We start from the raw sequence: 15,488 nt of genomic DNA, 5'->3' as shown, positions 1-15,488 counted from the left end.
ATATTCGAACCCAGTTCGATTCTTTAAATACGGCCACCAGAAACTCCGGGGCCAGTGGAACAATTTGGCGTGAAGTTTTCACCGATCTGGTTGATTGTCATCTGTACAGCCGCCGTTGGTGCGGCGTTGGGAATACTCCACTATTTCAACCTGGATGACGAAATTCTCAAACTGCTGCAGTGGCTCGACACGCTCGGGTGGCAGGCGGGTGTCTGGTTTATGCTGATCGTGGCCATCGCCATTGTTTTCCTGCTACCGGGCGTCATTTTCACCATGGGAGCAGGTTTCGTATTCGGTGTGCTGAAGGGCACAATTTATGTTGTACTGGGCACAGTTCTGGGAGCCGCGATCGCGTTTCTGATCGCCCGCTATGTCTTCGGCGAACGGGCCTCCCAGTGGCTTCTGTCGAAGATACACCCGCCCAATCTCGGCGAAATCCTGCGGGACGAAGGCTGGCGTATGGTGATGTACACGCGCATGGTGCCATTCTTTCCGTTCAAGCTTTCGAACTACTTCTTCGGTCTTACGCCTTTGAGGTTTCGGGACTTTCTCATCGGCAACTTGTTCGGGGTCATCCCCATCACTGTAAACAACGTATACATTGGCTCAATTGCCTCGGACCTCGCCAGTATTGGTACCGGACGTGCGGCGCGCACCCCGATTGAGTGGACTCTCTACGGTCTCGGATTCCTGCTGGCGATTATCGCCATCATCGGCCTGACGCGGATGGCACGCCGGGCACTGAAGCAAAAAATCGGCGAAGGAGACCTTTGATGCCCTGGATGAAATGGCTTCCCTGGCGATTCTTCGTGCGCAAGTTCGCCACTGCCCATGGCTTCCTGGACCCCCTCGCGGTCATGGCCCGACTGCAGCGTTTTGCCGAGCCCTCGGAAGTCAGTGAACCAATTGAGCTGTTGCGCGCGGGTGTGATCTTCCACGCCCGCGCGCTGATGAACAGCAAGGTCATTCAGCACAACCTGGACTGGGTGTGGCCCTACTGGATCGAGCGCCAGTTCGATCCGGCGGATGTCTCGTTCATCCCGCGCGCCTTTTCCATTACCCACTGCAATCTGAGCCATCGCAACTGGACCGCAGTGGGCGTGCCCGGCAGTGAGGAAATGCCTATCGTCGATCCCCGTGGGCTGCTCACCCCCCACTACGACGGTTGGTCCATTGACAGCTGGGTCATCGGCGACGACGGTCAGGATCTCTTCCCCTCCCAGCACAATCAGGTCACACAGCACCTGGACCTGCAAGGCGGTGTGGCGGTAGTCACAGAAACGCAATCGGATCACGCCACGCTTGTCAGCCGTGTGTGGGCGGAGGTGGATGAGCGCAACAACAATTGCCTGCTGCGGTTGCAGGCGCAGCACAGAGCCGGAGGCTGGCTGGTCGTCGCACTGCGGCCGTGCAATCCAGAGGGCGTGGCCTTCATCAATAAAGTGGCTCTCGATCAAAATCGCAGCCACTGGTTGATCGACAGTAAAGACCGGATTTTCTTCGATCGCCCGGTGGATCGCCACCACGCGTCTGACTATCGCACAGGCGACATCGCGTTATACCTGCGCGAGGAAGGCAACGAGACGCACGCAGAGTGCGACGTGGGCATGGCCACCGCGGCTGCACTGTTCCGGCTTGAGCCGGGAGAATTGTTCGACACCGTGGTAAAAATCCCACAGCACTGCAAGCTCAACAGCGGCAATGCGCCCGCTGGCTGGAAGCAGAATCTCGCGCATCACTGCGCCATGACCATTCCCGACCCGCAAATGCAGTTTCTCTACGACGCGGCGGTGCGCACGCTGATTCTCCATTCGCCCTACGATGTCTACCCAGGGCCCTACACCTACAAGCGATTCTGGTTCCGCGACGCCGCGTTCATGATTCAATCGCTGCTGCACGCCGGTCTGCTGGAGCGTGCCGAACGCGCCCTGGAGCGTTTTCCCTCGCGCCAGAAGCGCGATGGCTATTTCCATTCCCAGGATGGCGAATGGGACTCAAACGGCGAAGCGCTGTGGATCATCGACCAGTACTGTCGCATTACCGACAGCAAGCTCAAGTCTGAGTGGCTGGACCCGGTGCTGCGCGGTGCACAGTGGATTGACAACAAGCGCATGCCAAAAGACGGTAGCCTCACCGGCGGTCTGTTGCCCGCGGGATTCAGCGCTGAACACCTCGGCCCCAACGACTGTTATTTCTGGGACGATTTCTGGGGTATTGGCGGGCAGCTCGCCGCAGTAGCCATTTGCCAGCGCGAGGGACACCAACAGGATGCGGATACGTTCCAGAGACAGGCCGATGACTTCATGCTCACCATTGACGACGCACTGCAGAAATGCGCAGAGCGCCTCAAGCGCCCTGCCATGCCGGCCTCGCCCAAACGCCGGTTGGATGCCGGCGCTATAGGTTCCATTGCCGCCGGCTACCCGTTGAAGCTGTACCCAGAAGACGACCCGCGCCTGTTGGACCTGGTGGAATTCCTGATGGAAAAATGTTTTGTGTCCGGTGGTTTTTTCCAGGACATGATCCACTCGGGAATCAATGCCTACCTCACCATTCACGTAGCGCAAGTGCTGTTGCGCGCAGGTGACCCACGTTGCATTGAGCTGATGCGCAATGTCGCCAATCTCGCCTCCCCCACCGGTCAATGGCCGGAGGCCATTCATCCGCACTCTTTCGGCGGTTGCATGGGCGACGGCCAGCATGCCTGGGCTGCGGCCGAATGGGTCACCATGCAACGCAACTGTTTTGTGCGCGAAGAGGGCGAAAGCCTGATCCTCGCCTCCGGCCTGCCACCGGAATGGCTGCGCGATGCGAGCGCGCCAAAGCCGATCCGCTTTGGCCCCGCGCCCACACATTTCGGAACTATCTCCCTGGAAATCACTCCAGGAGTAAGACCCAGAATTTCCTGGTCGGGAAAATGGCACAGGGACGCGCCCACCATTGAAGTCCGCGCCTTCGGTTATAACGCGGAAATTGCCGAAGCCGGTGTGGAAATGATGGAGTTGCAACCCAAGTGAACATCGTCATGCTCACCAACACCTACCTGCCCCATGTGGGTGGCGTGGCGCGATCAGTGGATGCCTTTAGCCGGGAATACCGTCGGCAGGGACATCAGGTTCTCGTGGTGGCTCCGGAGTTTGCGGAGAAAATCGACAACGAAAAAGATGTTGTGCGTATTCCCGCCATCCAGAATTTCAACGGCAGTGACTTTTCCGTGGCCCTGCCCTTATCCGGCGAGCTGACGGAGAGGCTCGATTTTTTTGAGCCGGACCTGGTCCATTCACACCACCCGTTCCTGCTCGGCATGACCGCCCTGCGCATTGCCCGCAGCCGGGAATTGCCGCTGATTTTCACTCACCACACCCTGTACGAACGCTACACCCATTACGTACCGGCGGATTCAGAGACACTCAAGCGCTTTGTGATCGAACTCGCGACCCGCTATGGCAACCTGGCAAGTATGGTATTTGCCCCGAGCGAGAGCGTCGCCGACCTGTTGCGCGAACGCGGTGTAAAGCGCCCCATCGCCGTAGTGCCTACCGGTGTACAGTTAGAAAACTATCGCCATGGCGACGGCGCCAGCGCCCGCCAGCAGTACAACATCCCACAGTCTGCTTTCGTTATTGGCCATCTCGGGCGGCTTGCGGAAGAGAAAAATCTGGATTTTTTAACCGACGTCGTGATCGAACTGATGCACCGCAACGACGACATACATTTCCTGGTGGTCGGTGCAGGCCCAATGCAGCAACGGATACGGAGCCTCTTCGATACACAGAGCCTCTCTTCACGCCTGCACCTCACCGGTACACTCCAGGGCGACGCCCAGCGCGATGCCTACAGCGCGATGAATGTTTTCGGATTTTCCTCCACCAGTGAAACCCAGGGAATGGTGCTGACTGAAGCCATGGCCGCGGGCGTACCCGTAGTGGCACTGGACGCAAGCGGCTGCCGGGAAGTGGTGGAGGATCGGATCAATGGCCGCCTGGTACTGAAGCACAGCACCCGCGAAATGATCGCGGCCCTGCAGTGGGTACACGATCTCGCACCGGAGGAATACCAGCGCCTGTGCCAAGCCGCATTGCAGACCGCGGAGCGCTTCTCCATGGAAAACTGCGCAGCCTCCGCACTTCGGCACTACCAGTCTCTTGTTCACCAACACTGGCCACTGGACGACTCCCTTTACGCCCAGTGGATGCGTCTGCGCAATACCATCGGCGCACAGTGGGAAATTCTCGAAGGCGTCACCGGTGCGGCCACCGCCGCGCTCGACCCGGATCATGCATTGAAAAAATGAGTCGCGGAAGAATGACAGCTGAAGGACAGGTGGACGCAGCACCATGATTACCCGCCTTGAGAGTACTCTGCGCCGTTGGCGTCGCAAGATCAGCCGCAGTGAGTGGCTGGCGCGGATGCTCAAATTACAGATCAACGAGCGCGATCCCGACGCGCCCGCACTGGTTTTGATCCAGATCGACGGCCTCGGCCGCCCACAGCTCGACCGCGCGCTCGCCGACGGCAAAATGCCTTTCCTGAAACGACTGATTGAGCGCGAGCACTACCATCTGGACCATATGTATTCCGGCGTTCCGGCAACCACGCCTGCCGTACAGGCGGAGATTTTCTACGGCGTGAAAGCGGCTGTGCCGGCCTTCGGCTTTATGTCCACCGATTCGCAGGAAATGCTGCGGATGTACGAATCCAACGCAGCCACGAAGGTGGAGCAGCAGCTCAAAAGCACAGGCCACGAACCGCTGCTGAAGCGCGGCAGCTGTTACGTCAGTGTATTTCGCGCCGGTGCCGATAACGATGAGGCGCACTTCTGCCCTGCCTCCCAGGGATGGGGTCCGAGCTTAAAACAGGCGGGGCCACTAGCGCTGCTGGTGCTGCTGCTGGCGAACATCTGGAGTCTGATCCGCACCGGCGCGCTGGTGCTGCTTGAGTTGATGTTATCCGTGGTGGACTTTTTCCGCGGTCTCACCGACGGCCAGGACTTTATCCGCGAGCTGATGTTTATCCCAACACGCATCGGTATCACCATACTGCTGCGCGAACTCTCCACCGTGGGCGTAAAGATCGACATCGCCCGCGGCCTGCCGGTAATCTATATCAACTTTCTGGGGTACGACGAGCAGGCCCACCGCCGCGGCCCCAGTTCCAAATTCGCCCACTGGACACTGAAGGGTATCGATGACGCCATCGCGCGTATCTGGCGCGCAGCACACCGCTCCTCGCGCCGTCACTACGATGTGTGGATCTACTCAGATCACGGCCAGGAAGACAGTATTCCCTATGAGACCCTGCACGGGCGCAGCCTTGCCGATGCGGTGAGCGAAGCACTCTCCAATCTGCCGCAAAGCCCCAAGGGCTATCTCGCCAATGGTAATCACGGCATACAGCTACAGCGCATACGCCTGTTTGGCGGCCAGTGGGTACAGAAGCTCTTCCCCGTCGGCACACAACAAAGTCAACGCACAGGAGAGAGCCCCATGGCGCTCTCGGCCATGGGTCCGCTGGCGCTGTTGTACAACATCCGTTGCAGAGATACTCCTCACGCCGAGATCGCCAGGCTGATCGTCGAAAAAACCAAAGCCCCCATGGTGCTCTATGAAGACCCCAACGCCACGGAGATGGGCCCCGACGGCAACGCGATAACCAAAGTGCGCGGCTGGTGGCGCCAAGGTGCCTTCTCTCTGCCAGAAGACGGACATCTCGTGTTCGGCGACGAACACCCGTTTGTCGATGAAGCCGTAGAGGATCTGGCGAACCTTTGCCGTCATCCGGACGCCGGCGATTTTGTCATCAGTGGCTGGTGCGCCGGCCACGAGAGCATCAGTTTTGCAATCGAAAGTGGCAGCCACGGTGGCGCTGGCCCCAATGAGACCCACGCCTTCGCATTGATGCCCGGCGACATCCACTTCCCCAGTGACGGCAAAGAACACTGGCGACCAAAGGATATCCGCGATGCGGCGCTCAGGTTCTTGCGCGCGCAGCCCGCGCGGAAACTGAAATCGCCACCGGCGGTTACGGTGGTCTCATCGGGCAATGCCGAAACACTCTCGTCTACGGTATCGGCGCCTGCCTCCCGTGAGGGCGAAACAACAAAACACCCCACGACGACAAAAATCCTGCGGGTAATGACGTATAACGTGCACATCTGCGAGGGCACCGATGGCAAGCTCTCGCCGGAGCGCATCGCGCGGGTCATCGCACGCTATTCGCCGGATGTCGTTGCGCTGCAGGAGGTGGATGTTCGACGCCAGCGCACCGGCGGTATCGACCAGGCGCACCAGATCTCGCAGCTGCTGGCCATGGATTTCCACTTTCAGCCCGCCATGCACCTGGAGGATGAGCGCTACGGAGACGCCATCATGTCGCGCTTTCCGGTGCGCTTGGTCAAGAAAGGCATACTCCCGGGTCCGCCGACGAAATCGCGCCTACCCGGTTTTGCCGAACCGCGGGGCGCGCTATGGATTGAAATGGATTTTCATGGCGTAAAGATACAGGTATTCAATACCCACCTCGGGCTCAGCAAAGCAGAGCGCCTGCGGCAGATTGACGCCCTGACAGGAAAGGAATGGATGGGCAGCGACCACTGCCAGCGGCCGCGCATACTCCTGGGGGACTTCAACGCCCTGCCCGGCTCCCAGGAGATCAGACGGGTTTCCGAATGGCTTGACGATACGCAGTTGAAACTGAAAGGCCACAAGCCCAAGGGCACCTTTTTCAGCCGGCTGCCCAAGGCGCGCATCGATTATGTGTTTGTAGATCCGGAGCTCGAGGTCAATGACATCCACGTACCCCGCAGCGAACTCACCCGACAGGCGTCAGACCACCTGCCCCTGATCGTCGATCTCAGGGTGACGGTCCCAGTGGCCGGCCATGTCGGTCAAGAGCAACAGGGCGACTGATCCCCCGCCTCCAGCAACTCGCGCACCTGGGCTTCCCTGGCATCGCGCATGCCGGCGGAGCGCCCTTCCTCTAGCGCAGTCTCCAACGGTACGCCCCTTCTTGTGCGATAGATCGCCCATACCGCCCCCACCCGGTTGCCGGACGCACAGTGCAGGAGTACCGGTGCAGCAGAAGCATCCTCAAGCACTTTTCCGAGTTCCGCAATCAACGCGTCGGAGGGCACACCGGCGGCAACAGGAAGGTTTACATAGCGCATTCCGGCCGCCTCAACCGCCGCCTTTTCCTCCGCGGTGCCCTCCTTCGGTGTCCGCAAGTCAATGATGGTGCGGAAGCCCTTCTGTTTCAGGGAATTCACCTCCGCAAGATCTATACTGCCTCCAGTGGCCAGTTGTGGGCGCAGGCGATTGTAATTCGCCACAATCGCCCCCATCTCATCCGCAGAAGGCACCTGTTTTATTGATGTTTGCGCCTCCTGTGCCTCTGACTCAGTGGCCACAGCAGGGGTTGTAAGCAGAGTGAAAGCACAGAAAAACAGTGCCCACAGATATTTTGACAAATTCATTTCCAATCCTCGGTTTTACGCGCTATTTTGCCCCAAGTTTTTAAAGAAGGTCGAACCCGGTGCCTACTTGAAGGTCCAATGCACTGGTTATATGATCCCGGAAGATTTTATGTTCACTAGCAGGAGACGCTAATGCAGCCGCAAGTTTATTCACAGTCCGGAGCGCTGGAACGCTCGGAAGCCGCCAAGGTATTGCGTAATACCTACGCATTGCTGGCGATGACTGTTCTTTTCAGCGCAGTCACCGCTGGTGTATCCATGGCCATCGGCATGGGCCGTGGCATGAGCCTGATCTGCTCCATCGCCGCCATCGCGCTGGTTTGGTTCGTACTGCCGCGCACCGCCAACTCCGCCGCCGGCGTGGGTGTGGTGTTCGCGTTCACCGGCCTGTTGGGCGCCTCTCTCGGCCCGATGCTGAACCACTATGTCGGCCTGCCCGGCGGTGGCCAGGTCGTTATGCAGGCGCTGGGCACCACCGCGCTGATCTTCTTCGCGCTGTCCGCCTACGTGCTGACCACCCGCAAGGATTTCAGCTTTATGGGCGGCTTCCTGTTTGTCGGCCTGATCGCGGTACTGGTGTGCGCCCTCGGCATGATGATTGCCAGCTTCTTCGGTGTGTACATGCCGCTGGCGAGCGTGGCCCTGAGCGGTGTGATTGCCCTGCTGTTCTCCGGTTTCATCCTGTACGACACCAGCCGTATCGTGAACGGCGGTGAAACCAACTACATCATGGCCACCACCTCCCTGTACCTGAACATCCTGAACCTGTTCACCAGCCTGCTGCACATCTTCGGATTCGCTTCCGACGATTAATCGGCACGCGCTACAGGATCAAACAGTGCCCCGCTCTGCGGGGCATTTTTTTATCGGCAGAAGACGATTCTCTGGCAAAGAAACTACCGCCCATGCAGTTCACCCTCGTTATTTACGGCGCACCCCACGCCTCCGAAGGCGCCGCCACCGCGCTGCGCTTCGCCCGTGCCGTGCTCGCGTCCGGCCATGAAATCTACCGGGTGTTTTTCTACGGCGACGGCATCCACAACGGCAGCGCCCTGGCCGCGCCACCGCAGGATGAACAGGATCTGCTCGCCCAGTGGCAGCAACTGCAACAAGCGCACAATCTGGACCTCACCCTGTGCATCGCCGCCGCACAACGCCGCGGTGTGCTGAGTGAGAGCGAAGCCAAACGCCTGGAAAAGCCCGCCGTAAATATCGCCGCCGGATTTACCCTGGCGGGGCTTGGGCAACTGGCAGAAGCCGCGGCGCTTAGCGACCGCGTTGTGACCTTTGGAGGCTGATGCTATGCCCCGCAAATCCATACTCGCCATCTGCCGCCACGCGCCCTACGGCAATGCCCTCGCCCGCGAAGGGCTGGAAGCGATCCTCGCGTGTGCTGCCATGGATCAAGTTCCCGCGGTACTGCTGATCAACGACGGTGTGTTCCTGCTGCTGGAGCAGGATGCCCAGCAGATCGGCGAGAAAAACCTGCGCCGGAATCTAGCCGCGCTGCCCATGTTCGGCGTGGAGACCCTGCATCTGTGTGAGCGCAGCCTGCGGGAACGCGGCATCGACCCGGCGCAGTTGAGCCTCCCCGGCACAGAACTGAAACTGCTGCAGAATCCCGGCGCGTTTATTGCCGGGTTCGACCAGGTACTGAGTTTTTGAAATGACCTTGCATATCGTTAATCAGTCCCCCTATGCCGGCAGTGCCCTGAGTGACTGCCTGAATGCGCTCCACCCCGGCGACGCTGTGGTGCTGATCGAAGACGGCGTTTATGCGGTCAATGACCCGCGGCTGTCGGCATCGGCCGACAACAGTTTCTGCCTCGGCGCCGACGCAATCGCGCGTGGCGTAACCGTTCCGGAGAGCATCGAAACCATTGATGAAGCCCGCTGGGTGGCGCTCTGCGCCGAACACAATCCCATCGTCAGCTGGTTCCGGTAAAAGCTATGGAAAACCTGGTGATCGAAGGCCGCGAGATCCCGCTGGATAAAGAGGGCTTTCTGCGCAACCTGGGCGACTGGAGCCCGCAGGTGGCGGAAGCGCTGGCTGCGCAGGAAAACATTGTTCTTACTGAAGACCACTGGGATGTGATCCGCCTGTTGCAGGATTTTTATCGGGAGTTCGAGCTGTCCCCGGCGATGCGCCCGCTGGTCAAATATATCGACCAGCACCTGGGCCCGGAGAAAGGCCGCAGCATATTCCTGATGCAGTTGTTCCCGCCAAGCCCGGCAAAAATCGGCAGCAAGATCGCGGGCCTGCCCAAACCCACCAACTGCCTCTGAAAATTCCCGGATCACATCCCCTCTGTAGGAGCCTGCCCTGCAGGCGAACCTTCCCTGCTCCGAACTGTTCGCCTGCAAGGCAGGCTCCTACAACGGAATTTTTCCGACAGCTCAGCTACCCACATGCACAATTACCCGCCGCTCGCCCCGGTGGTGCCGGTGCTCCCACAGATAAATCCCCTGCCATGTACCGAGCATCAACTGTGTACACCACCGCCAAAATCAGGAATCACTCAACTATCTCATTGAACTTAACAATAGCCTTGTGATTGCGGAGGTTTACTTTTTAGCTCTTAATCCTTTGGCGGAATTCTGGCAATAACCTTAATCTCAAAGTCAAAACCCGCCAGCCAGCTCACACCGACAGCCGTCCAGTTTGGGTAGGGGCGAGTACTGAATACCCTTCCCTTCACTTCCATGATTGCCTCAAATTGATTTTCAGGATCTGTGTGAAAGGTTGTTACATCGATGATGTCATTTAATGTACAGCCAGCAGCCGCCAATACGGCCTTAAGGTTTTCAAAGGCCAGCTCAACCTGACGCTTAAACTCCGGCTCGGGACTGCCGTCCGAGCGGCTGCCTACCTGCCCTGATACAAACAGAAGGTCACCGGATTGAATCGCTGCTGAGTAACCATGCTCCTCGTACAGTGCGTGCCTATCTGCAGGGAAAATTGCTTTGCGTTGGGTCATGTTAAACCTCTGAATCAACAGTCAATAAATGGGGTAGCAGCCAAGAAGCGCCTTTTTGCTTCACAAGCAAGCCCAAGTTTTGTTATACGGTGCAGTGAGGCCACCTCACATACGTCGCGTATGTAGATTATTTCGCATACGGCTCGTATGTCAACACTCAGATACGGGCCGTATGTAGTTCAAGATTGGGAGTGAGAATGAATAAACGTGCAGAAAAAATGGCAGAAAATCGGGCCAAGCTCATTTCCGCAGCCAGGAAAGCATTTGCCGAAAAGGGGTATGCAGCGGCCTCTATGGATGATTTGACCTCGACGGTGGGGTTAACCCGGGGCGCGCTTTACCATAACTTCGGCGATAAGCGCGGTTTACTGGCGGCGGTGGTCGATCAAATTGATTCAGAAATGGCCCTGTATGCGCAAAAGGCCGGCGCAGAAACCGGGGACGATTGGCAAGGGCTGCTTGCCGAAGGCACTGCCTATATTGAAATGGCTCTTGACCCAGAAATTCAACGCATCGTTTTGCTTGATGGACCAGCAGTGCTCGGTGACCCATCCCAATGGCCCAGTCAAAACAGTTGCCTTCAGGCAACAATACAGATCGTAGAGAAGTTGATCTCCCAGGGCATCATGAAAACAGTTGACGCAGAAGCAGCTGCTCGATTGCTCAACGGCGCTGCGCTTAATGCTGCACTTTGGGTCGCTGCCAGCCCCACCCCAGAGGAAGTTCTGCCACTTGCCGTAGAGGCCTTCCAGGCACTGGCTTCGGGGCTGCTAAATCAGCCTGCCAGATAAGAATTCCCTGTTCCGCCCAAGGAGCGTACGAGGCATTGCCGGGTTTCGGCGCCCAGCGTTAACGCCTGACATGCAAAAGTATTTCCGCCGCCCGGGGCGGTTCAGAAAGTGCTTTTCCGGCTCTCAAAGGCTATGCAGTAACGATAATCTTGCCTGACTACCTAACGCTTTGAGTGCTTGTAGTATGTCCATACAGCCTAGTGCATTGCCATGTCGATAAATTGAAATATTTATTTATCGCCGTTAATCAAAATCAATTATTGCGGGGTGCGGATAACCAGCAGCCGCTCTTCCGACATGTCGGCAATCGCCCAGCGGATACCCTAGCGACCGAGGCCCGAGTCCTTCACACCGCCGTAAGGCATATTGTCCACGCGCCAGCTCGGTACATCACCGATTACCACGCCCCCTACTTCCAATACATCCCAGGCCTTCTGCGCCCTGTATAAATCGCGGGTGAATATGCCGGCCTGCAGGCCGAAGACACTGTCATTAACCTGCGACAGCACAGCATCGAAATCATCAAAAGATTCCAGTATCGCCACCGGCCCGAAGGCCTCCTGTTCAACCACAGCACAACCTTTCGCTACGTTTTCAAGTAGCGTCGGCTCGAGCATGGGACCATCCCGATCGCCTCCGCACAGCAGCGTAGCGCCCTTCGCTACGCCTTCCTGAATCCAGTTATGCAGACGGGTGGCTTCGCCCTCGGAGATCATTGGGCCGATAAAGGTGCCCTCGTCTTTTGGATCTCCCTTTTTCAACCCACGGGTGCGCTCGACGAGTCTTTGTTTGAGTTCAGCATAGATTGACGCATGGCCGTAAATGCGCTGCACACCGATACAGCTCTGTCCGGACTGATAAAACGCCCCAAAAATGATGCGCTCCACCGCGTCATCCAGATCGGTGCCCTCATCCACCACACAGGCTGCATTTCCGCCGAGTTCCAGCACGACTTTTTTGCGCCCGGCACGCGCTTTCAAATCCCAACCCACCGCCGGTGAGCCAGTAAAGCTGAGTAGCTTGAAGCGGTCGTCGACGGTAAAGAGGTCCGCACCCTCACGGTGACAGGGCAGTACAGAAAAAGCGCCCTTGGGGAGGTCGGTTTCAGCGAGCACCTCGGCGATTATCAGCGCGCCTATCGGAGTACGGCTTGCCGGCTTGAGTACAAATGGACAGCCAGCGGCGATCGCGGGCGCCACTTTGTGGGCCGCCAGGTTGAGGGGAAAGTTGAACGGCGAAATAAAGGAACAGGCCCCTATAGGCACGCGCTTTACGAACCCGCGATAGCCCTTGGCGCGCGCGGATATCTCCAGATTGATGACTTCGCCATTGATCCGCACCGATTCCTCTGCGGCGACCTTAAACGTATCGATCAGGCGCGTGACCTCGCCACGGGAATCCTTTATCGGTTTACCCGCCTCAATGCACAGCGCCTCGGCGAGTTCGTCGAAACGTTCCTGAAAGCGCCTGACACAATGATTGAGAACCGCCTGTCGTTCATAGGGTGGCACTGCGGCCATGGGCTTTTCGGCTTTCACCGCCCAGTCGATAGCCTGGTCGATGGTTGCAGTATCTGCCATGGCCACCCGCGTGGCGACGCTGCCGGAATATTTGTCCGTGACTTCCAGGTCGGTGTTGGCGAATACCGCCTCATTGGCGAGATAGTAAGGATAGGTTTCCCGAAGCACGATTTTCTACTCCCTGGCGGACCGTCATTGTCGCTTTGGCGGGCTGGTACTCTCAGTCGTTCCCACCTGGAAACTGGCTATAGCTTACGGGACAGTTCGCGTATTTCGTTATTGAGAATACGGTCGTTGTCACTGTAGTCGACCGGCACATCGATCAGGTGTACGCCACCCTCTGTACAGCACTTCTTGATCAGCGGTTGCAACTCGGCGGCGGCACCGACCCGGTGCCCGTGGGCGCCGTAGGATTCGGCATAGGCGACAAAATCCGGATTGCCAAAGTCGAGGCCGAAATCATGGAATTCCATATGCGCCTGCTTCCACTTGATCATGCCGTAACCATCGTCGCGCAGAACCAGAATGATGAGGTCCTGTTTCAGGCGTACAGCCGTCTCCAGCTCCTGGGAGTTCATCATAAAACCGCCGTCGCCACAGATTGCCAGCACCCTGCGCTCCGGGTACACCAGCTTGGCCGCCATGGCCGATGGCAGGCCTGCTCCCATCGTCGCCAGCGCATTGTCCAGCAGGACGGTATTGGGCGCGTACGCCGGATAGTTACGCGCAAACCAGATTTTGTACATACCATTGTCGAGCGCAATGATGCCGTCCTCCGGCATGACATCGCGCACTTCCTTCACCAGTCGCTGGGGGCGTATCGGAAAGCTGTCGTCACCACAGCCTTCGTGAATGTGCTTCTGCAGCGCATCGCGTATGCGGTGCGCATCGGCAAAGCTCCAGTGATCCTGGGGCTCAAGTTGTTCCTTCATCTGCCACAGGCTGTTGGCGATGTCGCCAATCACTTCGATCTGCGGAAAGTAGACCGGGTCCACCCGGGCCGAATTGAAATTGACATGCACGACTTCCGGGCCGCCGGGACGCATAAAGAAAGGCGGTTTCTCCACCACGTCGTGGCCGACATTGATGATCAAGTCCGCCTGGTCGATGGCACGGTGCACGAAATCGCCGTCGGACAGGGCTGTGTTGCCGATGAAATGCGGGCCGGATTCGTCGATTACGCCTTTGCCCATCTGGGTGGTAACCGTCGGAATAGCGAGCTTGGCGACAAACTCGCGCAGCATTTTTGCGGTCAGTTTCCGGTTGGCGCCAGCACCGACCAGTAGCAGAGGCTTGCGCGCGCCGGAAATTGCTTCTACCGCCTGCCGGATGGCTTTTTCCTCGGCGATGGGCCTGCGCGTATAGCTCGGTTCGAGCACCGGCATGGTGGAATGCTCGTGCGCAATATCTTCCGGCAGTTCCAGATGCGTCGCGCCGGGACGCTCCTCCTCTGCCTGGCGAAAGGCCTCACGGACATGGGCGGGAATGTTGTCGCCGCTCACGATGGTTTTCGTGAATTTGGTCAGAGGTTGCATCATGTCGACGATATCGATGATCTGAAACTGCCCCTGTTTGGAACTCTTGATCGGCTTCTGCCCGGTAACCATCACCATGGGCATCGCGCCGAGCTGCGCGTAAGCCGCCGCAGTCACCAGGTTGGTCGCCCCCGGCCCCAATGTCGACATGCAAACGCCAGAGTTGCCGGTAAGTCGACCATAGGTAGCAGCCATAAAACCGGCCCCCTGCTCGTGGCGCGTAATGACGAGCTTGATCTTCGAACCGCGCATGGACTCCAACAGGTCGAGGTTCTCTTCCCCCGGGATGGCAAACACGTATTCGACGCCTTCCGCCTCCAGGGCTCGAACAAACAAATCAGATGCCTTCATTTACCGTTCTCTTGTAATCAGCGGACTCGTGTACGCAAAAAACCAGCGGTTGAGTGGCGCCAATTTTATTATGGTGGCGTGCCCCGATTTCACTTTGCCAAGCGCGCTAGCGAACGAATAAATACGTGAGCAATCCTGCAACGCTGGAAAGTTGCTTTGGACTCTCGAAGCTTAGGTGCTGAGAGGCCCGATTACTAACGTTGAAACTGCAATTCTCACGTCGAAATTGCCGTGTCCGTTATCAGGGTACCGCTGGGCGTGCGAATGCCGGGGAGATCACACACGCCGCTACCTTCCAACAACGCAGCAGCTCTACTCGCGTATCGATATCCACCCCTTTATCACTGGAAGCGAGAACCTCTACGATCTGCAGGTCGACCTGTTCGATCAGCTACTCACATGCACTATCACTCTTCGTTTACCGCGATGGTGACGGTGCTCCCACAGGTAAATCCCTTGCCAGGTTCCCAGCATCAGCTGACCACTATGTATCGGTATGGAGAGACTGCTCGCGGTAAGTGCGGCCTTGATGTGCGCAGGCATATCATCGGCGCCCTCCATGGTGTGCGTGTACAAAGGGTCATTTTCCGGCACCAGGCGATTCAACCAGTTTTCCAGATCCACCCGCGCACTGGGGTCCGCGTTCTCCTGTATCAGCAGGCTCGCCGAGGTGTGCTGGATAAACAGGGTACAAAGGCCGTCGCCAGAAAATATCTGCCCCCGCAGCCAGTGCCCCACCGCATCGGTAAATTCGTGCAGCCCCTGTCCCCGCACTGCAATTTCCAGCTGACCAATCGCCATAACACCACTCCTCTATCAGCAGCCGCACGCATCTCGGTGCC

At 58.1% G+C, this 15,488-nt stretch carries 16 protein-coding genes; 10 read left to right on the top strand and 6 right to left on the bottom strand.

The annotated features are described in order from the left end of the window. The first annotated feature begins 54 nt into the window (after positions 1-54). Genes FDY93_RS13205 through FDY93_RS13190 form a run of 4 tightly spaced genes read left to right on the top strand, consistent with a single transcriptional unit; the run spans position 55 to position 6,908 of the window. Positions 55-774: a TVP38/TMEM64 family protein gene (locus FDY93_RS13205; RefSeq protein WP_246068576.1), complete on the top strand. Its 720-nt coding sequence runs from the start codon at positions 55-57 to the stop codon at positions 772-774. Continuing rightward, complete coding sequence (locus FDY93_RS13200; RefSeq protein WP_138236234.1) at positions 774-3,017, top strand: glucosidase family protein; 2,244 nt, start codon at positions 774-776, stop codon at positions 3,015-3,017. The genes FDY93_RS13205 and FDY93_RS13200 overlap by 1 nt, the downstream gene beginning before the upstream one ends. Next, on the top strand, positions 3,014-4,294 hold the full coding sequence (locus FDY93_RS13195; protein WP_138236233.1) for a glycosyltransferase: 1,281 nt from the start codon (positions 3,014-3,016) through the stop codon (positions 4,292-4,294). The genes FDY93_RS13200 and FDY93_RS13195 overlap by 4 nt, the downstream gene beginning before the upstream one ends. A gap of 43 nt (positions 4,295-4,337) precedes the next feature. Continuing rightward, positions 4,338-6,908 carry an endonuclease/exonuclease/phosphatase family protein gene (locus FDY93_RS13190; protein ID WP_138236232.1) on the top strand — a complete coding sequence of 857 codons (2,571 nt, stop codon included), beginning with the start codon at positions 4,338-4,340 and terminating at the stop codon, positions 6,906-6,908. Here the strand turns inward: FDY93_RS13190 and FDY93_RS13185 are convergent. Further along, positions 6,887-7,471 (bottom strand): protein tyrosine phosphatase family protein, encoded by a 585-nt coding sequence (locus FDY93_RS13185; protein ID WP_138236231.1) that lies wholly within the window; start codon positions 7,469-7,471, stop codon positions 6,887-6,889. The two genes, FDY93_RS13190 and FDY93_RS13185, sit on opposite strands and share 22 nt — an antisense overlap. 132 nt (positions 7,472-7,603) lie before the next feature. On the opposite strand from FDY93_RS13185, the gene FDY93_RS13180 reads away from it, so the two are divergent. The 5 genes from FDY93_RS13180 to FDY93_RS13160 all read left to right on the top strand — a co-directional run bounded on the left by FDY93_RS13180 (position 7,604) and on the right by FDY93_RS13160 (position 9,757). Continuing rightward, positions 7,604-8,284 carry a Bax inhibitor-1/YccA family protein gene (locus FDY93_RS13180; protein ID WP_138236230.1) on the top strand — a complete coding sequence of 227 codons (681 nt, stop codon included), beginning with the start codon at positions 7,604-7,606 and terminating at the stop codon, positions 8,282-8,284. Positions 8,285-8,376: 92 nt separating this feature from the next. Next, entirely contained in the window at positions 8,377-8,769 is a 393-nt protein-coding gene (gene tusD, locus FDY93_RS13175; RefSeq protein ID WP_138236229.1) for a sulfurtransferase complex subunit TusD, read from the top strand. A gap of 4 nt (positions 8,770-8,773) precedes the next feature. Further along, positions 8,774-9,136 (top strand): sulfurtransferase complex subunit TusC, encoded by a 363-nt coding sequence (gene tusC, locus FDY93_RS13170; RefSeq protein ID WP_138236228.1) that lies wholly within the window; start codon positions 8,774-8,776, stop codon positions 9,134-9,136. A 1-nt stretch (position 9,137) separates the two neighbouring features. Beyond that, the gene (gene tusB / locus FDY93_RS13165) at positions 9,138-9,416 is read left to right on the top strand and encodes a sulfurtransferase complex subunit TusB (protein ID WP_138236227.1); all 279 of its coding nucleotides are present in this window, start codon (positions 9,138-9,140) and stop codon (positions 9,414-9,416) included. Positions 9,417-9,421: 5 nt separating this feature from the next. Continuing rightward, positions 9,422-9,757 carry a TusE/DsrC/DsvC family sulfur relay protein gene (locus FDY93_RS13160; RefSeq protein ID WP_138236226.1) on the top strand — a complete coding sequence of 112 codons (336 nt, stop codon included), beginning with the start codon at positions 9,422-9,424 and terminating at the stop codon, positions 9,755-9,757. Between the two features lie 111 nt (positions 9,758-9,868). Here FDY93_RS13160 and FDY93_RS13155 read toward each other — a convergent pair whose 3' ends face one another. Both FDY93_RS13155 and FDY93_RS13150 read right to left on the bottom strand, forming a co-directional pair. After that, the gene (locus tag FDY93_RS13155; RefSeq protein ID WP_246068585.1) at positions 9,869-9,955 is read right to left on the bottom strand and encodes a YjbQ family protein; all 87 of its coding nucleotides are present in this window, start codon (positions 9,953-9,955) and stop codon (positions 9,869-9,871) included. Positions 9,956-10,050: 95 nt separating this feature from the next. Beyond that, positions 10,051-10,449, bottom strand: a complete 399-nt coding sequence (locus tag FDY93_RS13150) for a RidA family protein (RefSeq protein WP_138236225.1) — start codon at positions 10,447-10,449, stop codon at positions 10,051-10,053. Between the two features lie 197 nt (positions 10,450-10,646). Here FDY93_RS13150 and FDY93_RS13145 point away from each other — a divergent pair, with 197 nt between their 5' ends. Then, the gene (locus tag FDY93_RS13145; RefSeq protein ID WP_138236224.1) at positions 10,647-11,240 is read left to right on the top strand and encodes a TetR/AcrR family transcriptional regulator; all 594 of its coding nucleotides are present in this window, start codon (positions 10,647-10,649) and stop codon (positions 11,238-11,240) included. Between the two features lie 323 nt (positions 11,241-11,563). On the opposite strand, the gene FDY93_RS13140 is transcribed toward FDY93_RS13145, so the two are convergent. The 3 genes from FDY93_RS13140 to FDY93_RS13130 form a co-directional block, all read right to left on the bottom strand. After that, complete coding sequence (locus FDY93_RS13140) at positions 11,564-12,928, bottom strand: aldehyde dehydrogenase family protein (protein WP_171018983.1); 1,365 nt, start codon at positions 12,926-12,928, stop codon at positions 11,564-11,566. 77 nt (positions 12,929-13,005) lie between these two features. Next, positions 13,006-14,646 (bottom strand): acetolactate synthase large subunit, encoded by a 1,641-nt coding sequence (locus FDY93_RS13135; protein ID WP_138236223.1) that lies wholly within the window; start codon positions 14,644-14,646, stop codon positions 13,006-13,008. Positions 14,647-15,033: 387 nt separating this feature from the next. Further along, the gene (locus FDY93_RS13130) at positions 15,034-15,447 is read right to left on the bottom strand and encodes a secondary thiamine-phosphate synthase enzyme YjbQ (RefSeq protein ID WP_138236222.1); all 414 of its coding nucleotides are present in this window, start codon (positions 15,445-15,447) and stop codon (positions 15,034-15,036) included. Positions 15,448-15,488 lie beyond the last annotated feature (41 nt).

The sequence above is a fragment of the Microbulbifer harenosus genome, assembly GCF_005771435.1.
In the GTDB taxonomy this organism is placed as follows: domain Bacteria; phylum Pseudomonadota; class Gammaproteobacteria; order Pseudomonadales; family Cellvibrionaceae; genus Microbulbifer; species Microbulbifer harenosus.
Note: the sequence above shows the minus strand (reverse complement) of the source record. Positions and strands in the feature narration are given on the sequence as shown.

Bases quoted from the DNA above. Each gene is read 5' to 3' on its own strand.
- FDY93_RS13180 (WP_138236230.1), top strand. From the start codon at position 7,604: ATGCAGCCGCAAGTTTATTCACAGTCCGGAGCGCTGGAACGCTCGGAA.
- FDY93_RS13160 (WP_138236226.1), top strand. From the start codon at position 9,422: ATGGAAAACCTGGTGATCGAAGGCCGCGAGATCCCGCTGGATAAAGAG.
- FDY93_RS13130 (WP_138236222.1), bottom strand. From the start codon at position 15,447: ATGGCGATTGGTCAGCTGGAAATTGCAGTGCGGGGACAGGGGCTGCAC.
- FDY93_RS13135 (WP_138236223.1), bottom strand. From the start codon at position 14,646: ATGAAGGCATCTGATTTGTTTGTTCGAGCCCTGGAGGCGGAAGGCGTC.
- FDY93_RS13150 (WP_138236225.1), bottom strand. From the start codon at position 10,449: ATGACCCAACGCAAAGCAATTTTCCCTGCAGATAGGCACGCACTGTAC.
- FDY93_RS13190 (WP_138236232.1), top strand. From the start codon at position 4,338: ATGATTACCCGCCTTGAGAGTACTCTGCGCCGTTGGCGTCGCAAGATC.
- tusC (WP_138236228.1), top strand. From the start codon at position 8,774: ATGCCCCGCAAATCCATACTCGCCATCTGCCGCCACGCGCCCTACGGC.
- FDY93_RS13185 (WP_138236231.1), bottom strand. From the start codon at position 7,471: ATGAATTTGTCAAAATATCTGTGGGCACTGTTTTTCTGTGCTTTCACT.
- FDY93_RS13200 (WP_138236234.1), top strand. From the start codon at position 774: ATGCCCTGGATGAAATGGCTTCCCTGGCGATTCTTCGTGCGCAAGTTC.
- tusB (WP_138236227.1), top strand. From the start codon at position 9,138: ATGACCTTGCATATCGTTAATCAGTCCCCCTATGCCGGCAGTGCCCTG.
- tusD (WP_138236229.1), top strand. From the start codon at position 8,377: ATGCAGTTCACCCTCGTTATTTACGGCGCACCCCACGCCTCCGAAGGC.
- FDY93_RS13155 (WP_246068585.1), bottom strand. From the start codon at position 9,955: ATGCTCGGTACATGGCAGGGGATTTATCTGTGGGAGCACCGGCACCAC.
- FDY93_RS13145 (WP_138236224.1), top strand. From the start codon at position 10,647: ATGAATAAACGTGCAGAAAAAATGGCAGAAAATCGGGCCAAGCTCATT.